A 4,883-nucleotide genomic window follows, 5' to 3' on the forward strand; every position below is an offset into this window, starting at 1 on the left:
TACACCGCATCGGGCCAGCTACCCGAGCGCTCCGAGGGGGTTATTTTTGCATGCCGATAGGGGGTCAAGTTTGCGTGCCGATTGACAATCTCTCCTGCGGCCTTGTTGGAAAACGTCAGAAGCAGAATGGATTCTGGCTGCACATCACGGTCTCGAAGCACAGACAGGCGGCCAACGAGAGTCTGGGTTTTGCCTGTTCCGGGTCCCGCCTTCAGAAGAAGCGCCTTTCCGTCATGATCCGCAGCAATCTGTTGCTCACGGTTCAATGGTTTGGGCGGGCTTGCGATATCCGGCGTTTCCTCCAACACCGGTAACAAAAGCGCATCAAATAGCTGGACCGCAACCATGTCGTAGGGGGCGCCAAGGCGCTCCGAAATCTCCTTTGCGCCAAGGTTGTCTTCGACATGCCAGGACCAGGCCAAACTGCGCGGAAAGAGGAACTCCCGCGCAAACATATCCATCTGGACTTCCTGGCGGGCACGGTTGCTGTAATCGACAACGCGATCCGCCCCAACGGAGGCTGGATCAGATGATCGTGCCGGATCGATGTTCACAGTTGGCCGGACATCAATACCCCCGCCAAATTCATCATGACCTAGCTCATGGGCAACAAGAAACGCATTTAAAAACTCATTGCCTGTATCCTCATGCAGGATGACTTTGGCTCTCGGCTGCAAGAGCGCCCGTCCCCCTTTGAGCTGGGGATGGTCTGGAGCGAGCTTGCGGACTTCGTAATCCCTAGCTTCTGCCTCTTGAAGAGCAAACGAATAGGGCTGGGTTGGATCGCCTCCCTTGCTCCTACGCTCAGTATGAAGACGCGCGGCGCATCGACGAACGGCTTCAATCCGATCCATCATCTGCAAGCAACTCTTGCAATGCGCGTTGCTCCTCCTCGGTCAATCCAGCCTGGTTTACATAATCTTCGAATTCGATGGCCGGTTGCCCTTCAGGTTTCACATCAGATTTCATCGCAACGGCCTGTTGATCGCCAATTTGCATGCCGCTGATGACATCCTGCAGTCTCACATCCAACAGTTTTGCAAGCTTGTTAAGGAGCGAAATCGGCATCGAGCCAATATGGACAACACTTGCTTGCAGCCCCATGAGGAAACTCCGCGGCAAACCCAACGACTTTGAGAGTTCACGAACGTCGGCGCCGTACAGTGCTTGCTCGACCTTCTGAACCCGCAAGACGCTGGTCTTCATAGCTTTGGTCTCAAGCGGAAGACTTGCCTCGACCGCTTCCATGTCGCTCATTGTCAGCTCGTGGAAAAGATCCAGAAGTTCGTCTGCAAATTCAGGGTATTTTCTCAAATAGGTTTTCAGCACTGCAGGCGACATTTCAGGCTCAATCGTGAAGTCGCTGAGGACATCTTCTCTATTGGTCATCATTGTCCTCCAGTTTGAGTGCTCGTCTGATCTTTTCAAACGCACGATCACGCCTGTTTCGTACGGTTTTTTCGACGCAGCCGAGCAGCTGGGTCATTGAAGGCTCACCGTCTTTGTTTGTCTCAATGGGAATCTCTGCGAGCATCAAATCGATCACCTTTCGTTCTTCCTCGGGTAAGGCGTCAATCGCGTGACGTATGCGAAACCGGTAATCAAAATCTTCTTCTTTTGTCAGGCCTGACTTTTTGTATCGCTCAAGCGCCTCTTCGACTTCCTCGCGGATGTCCTCACTGCCATCGTGGTGCACAACGGATTCGGTGGCATTTTCCCGACCACTTACCTGCCGGAATTTGTCTATGCGAACGGAGCGAACGGCCCGGTCAAAAAACACCTCATATGCGTCAAGCTGTTCGACGTAGTCCCGCCGGTCCTCAAACATGAGCTCTGTCACACGTTCTATTATTTTATCGCGGATCTCGGCGACGCGAAAATCCTCGACGTCCTTATCGCCGCGTCGACTATTGGGCCGGGGACATGCAGCTTCAATCCGATCCAGCAAAATGTCGTAAAGTGCCAAAAATCGGCCATCTGCATTGTCGGCCTTGGTTTGTCTCAGGTGATAGAGCAGCACTTCGGAGGGCACGTAGTCGGCGTGCCGCCGATCTCGCATCGCAGCTTTGTCCAGGAGTTCATCAAAGGGCCAATCAAGGCTCAAGCGGATAAACGCACTAATCTCATCCCGTCGGGTATAGAGCTTTCCGCTTACTGTTCGTTTTCTGAGGGGTTCAATGCACATATCAAGTTCATAATTGTCTTAAATCAATTCGTTAAGCTGGCTTCTCCAGCACGCTCCCCTCGTTGTTTTAGGTGCTTTTACCTTGAAAGCTGTCAGAAACCAAGCTATATCTCTGACACTTGGAGGCGAACATGCAAACCACATCTCAAGCGATCAAGGCCTATGCTGAAGCGCTGCCGGAGGGTGCGACCCTGTCGGCGCGGGAGTTGTTGCATCTCGGAGAGCGTGCGGCGGTCGATCAGGCGCTGTCTCGGTTGGTGCGGCGCGGCGAACTACTGCGTGTGAAGCGAGGATTGTTCGCTTTGCCCGTGAAAACCCGGTTCGGTAACCGGGCGCCCTCGGTTGCGGCCGTGGTTGAGCACATTGCGAAATCAACAGGTGAGCGCGTGTCGCAAAGCGGAGCGTCGGCAGCGAACCTACTCGGCATTTCGACGCAGAATCCATCCCGTCAAGTTTTTTGGACCTCCGGGCCGAGCCGTCATCTGAAGCTCGGAGCGCAAAGCGTCGAGCTTAAACATGTGCCGAGCTGGCAGCTTCGAGCGCCCAACAGCCGTGCCGGGCACGCCTTTCGGGCGCTAGCCTATTTCGGCAAGTCCGAAGCTGCTCATGCTTTGAGGCGCATCAAAGCGACGTTGAACGAAGAGGAGCAGCGAGAGCTTCTGAGCCTTCGCGCCTCTGCGCCGACCTGGATGGCAAAGGAACTTAGCGCGCTTGCGTCATTGCAATGACCGAAAGCCAAACCTATTTTTCGCTGTCGCGCGAAGACAAGATCGACGCGTTGGAAGTGGCCGCCTCGAAACTGGGGCGGCCAGCAGATCTGTTGGAAAAGGACATCTGGGTCGTCTGGGTGCTTGACGCTTTGTTCGGCAGTGATCTTGGCGAACACCTGGTGTTCAAGGGAGGAACGTCACTCTCCAAGGTCTATAAGGCGATTGACCGGTTCTCAGAAGATGTCGACCTGACATATGACATCAGGCAGATCATTCCCGATCTGATCAAGGATCCCGAAGATCCATATCCGCCAAGCCGCTCGCAAGCTCAGAAATGGACCGAAGCCGTTCGGAATCGATTGGGCGAGTGGGTTGGGTCAACAGTTGCCCCCATATTGTCGGACAAGGTTAAGGCAGCGGCACTCCCGGCAGAAATCCGTGTGGAAGATGACAAAATCTATCTGGACTACGATGCGGTGCGCAGCGGCAGCGGATATGTTCGATCCTCGGTCTTGTTGGAATTTGGCGCGAGATCCACAGGTGAACCGGCGCAGCGTCACAAAGTGGTATGTGACCTCTCTGGGGCGCTACCTGAATTGTTTACGCCCGTCGCCACACCTCGTGTGATGATGGCCGAACGGACGTTTTGGGAGAAGGCGACGGCCATCCATGCCTATTGTTTGCGGGGCGCGTTTCGAGGTGGCGACCGCTATGCGCGTCACTGGTACGATCTTGATCGTCTGCAGGCTGTGGGTATCGCTGAACGGGCGCTGGAGGATAAGACGCTGGCGCAAGATGTTGCGAAGCACAAACAGCACTTTTTCCGCGAAACCGATCGTGCGGGTGCGACGATTAGTTATGCCGATGCCGTCTCAGGGTCGCTTTGCCTGATCCCAGAGGGTGAAGCCCTGGAGGCGCTGGCCCAAGACTATAGGCAAATGCTGGAAGCGGGGCTGCTTCAGTCGGACGCCATCGCTTTCAATGACCTATTGGCTCGTCTCAAGGATCTTCAAAATCAGGCCAATAGGTGCCCTGAGTGAACGAGGCGGATTTGGTGATGGGCGGAAATCCTCCATGACGACTGACAATGTCGCGCCGATTGACGTCATCAAAGAGGCTCATCGAGCTTTGGCTGTTCTGCGGGCGCTCGAACGGGCTCCGTGCTACCGAATGCATGAACTCGTCCTTCTGGATTGGCTCCGAGTAATCGCGCTTGCGACCACACGTGACGAACTCACTTCGACCGCCTGCTCACTGGAGGCCTTCGGCTTGGTGCGGCTAGGGCAACACGACGAAAACCGGGTGCTCGAGCTGACTGAGCGCGGCCAAGATATTGCGTTGGGTCGCGCCACTGCGGAGGGCGTGTTGCGGCCAGGGCCGAACTGCCCTTACTGATCCACTTCCGATGCCTCATGCACGTGTAGTTTTCTGAGCTGAAAGGTTGTGCAATTGCGGACAGGGGCAGCTCAGTTCTTTGCAACATGTCGGACATACAACGGCAAAGGCCTAGCTCGAAGCACCACTGTCAACCGGCACCATCTCCACCGGCGGTTCACCCAGTTTCCTTCGCGGCCAACCGACTCCTTCGTGTGATGGTTAGGTCTTGATGAATTTGGCCCCTCCTGCCCTTTGGTCAGGACCGCGCCCTACTCGGTCGGCTGCACGCAGCCGCCCTCCCCGAGCTGAAACGCTGCCTCTCCCTGCGACGTATCGCTGGCCGTACAGTCTCTTCCAGAGCCAGCCCGACCAGCCGTCGCATGGTCGTGGCAACGCTTCATCTCGGCCATTCGGTAACGGTCGCTGGGGCGGGGCGGGTCGCCTCAGTGGCCTCGTTTCACCCGCGTCAGCCGGTGTTAGCCCTCGCTTTGCCGGACATGCGTTCTGCCATCCTTGACCGCAAATGTCACTGTACCCTCATTAATCAGAATTGCCTTTAAAATTATCGTTTGTTTTCAGCGGCACGATGTACCCTTAATTTTCATATTGTA

General features: G+C 55.5%; 6 protein-coding genes. 3 read left to right on the forward strand and 3 right to left on the reverse strand.

From position 1 onward, the window contains the following. From PVW51_RS23955 to PVW51_RS23965, 3 genes are all read right to left on the reverse strand, one after another. A partial coding sequence (locus tag PVW51_RS23955) for a UvrD-helicase domain-containing protein (RefSeq protein WP_274578189.1) occupies window positions 1-857 on the reverse strand: 857 nt, incomplete at its 3' end. After that, complete coding sequence (locus tag PVW51_RS23960; protein WP_274578190.1) at window positions 841-1,389, reverse strand: hypothetical protein; 549 nt, start codon at window positions 1,387-1,389, stop codon at window positions 841-843. The genes PVW51_RS23955 and PVW51_RS23960, both read right to left, overlap by 17 nt. Next, window positions 1,379-2,185 (reverse strand): hypothetical protein, encoded by an 807-nt coding sequence (locus PVW51_RS23965; RefSeq protein ID WP_274578191.1) that lies wholly within the window; start codon window positions 2,183-2,185, stop codon window positions 1,379-1,381. Before PVW51_RS23965 ends, PVW51_RS23960 begins: the two co-directional genes overlap by 11 nt. A 131-nt stretch (window positions 2,186-2,316) precedes the next feature. Between PVW51_RS23965 and PVW51_RS23970 the strand changes: the two genes are divergently transcribed. Genes PVW51_RS23970 through PVW51_RS23980 form a run of 3 tightly spaced genes read left to right on the forward strand, consistent with a single transcriptional unit; the run spans window position 2,317 to window position 4,290 of the window. After that, window positions 2,317-2,913, forward strand: coding sequence for a DUF6088 family protein (locus PVW51_RS23970; protein ID WP_274578192.1), 597 nt, complete (start codon window positions 2,317-2,319; stop codon window positions 2,911-2,913). Beyond that, complete coding sequence (locus tag PVW51_RS23975) at window positions 2,910-3,935, forward strand: nucleotidyl transferase AbiEii/AbiGii toxin family protein (RefSeq protein ID WP_274578193.1); 1,026 nt, start codon at window positions 2,910-2,912, stop codon at window positions 3,933-3,935. The genes PVW51_RS23970 and PVW51_RS23975 overlap by 4 nt, the downstream gene beginning before the upstream one ends. A gap of 34 nt (window positions 3,936-3,969) precedes the next feature. Then, a complete protein-coding gene (locus tag PVW51_RS23980; protein ID WP_274578194.1) occupies window positions 3,970-4,290 on the forward strand; it encodes a VpaChn25_0724 family phage protein in 321 nt (106 codons plus the stop codon). The last annotated feature ends 593 nt before the right edge of the window (window positions 4,291-4,883 follow it).

The sequence above is a fragment of the Sulfitobacter sp. PR48 genome, assembly GCF_028807335.1.
Lineage (GTDB): Bacteria > Pseudomonadota > Alphaproteobacteria > Rhodobacterales > Rhodobacteraceae > Sulfitobacter.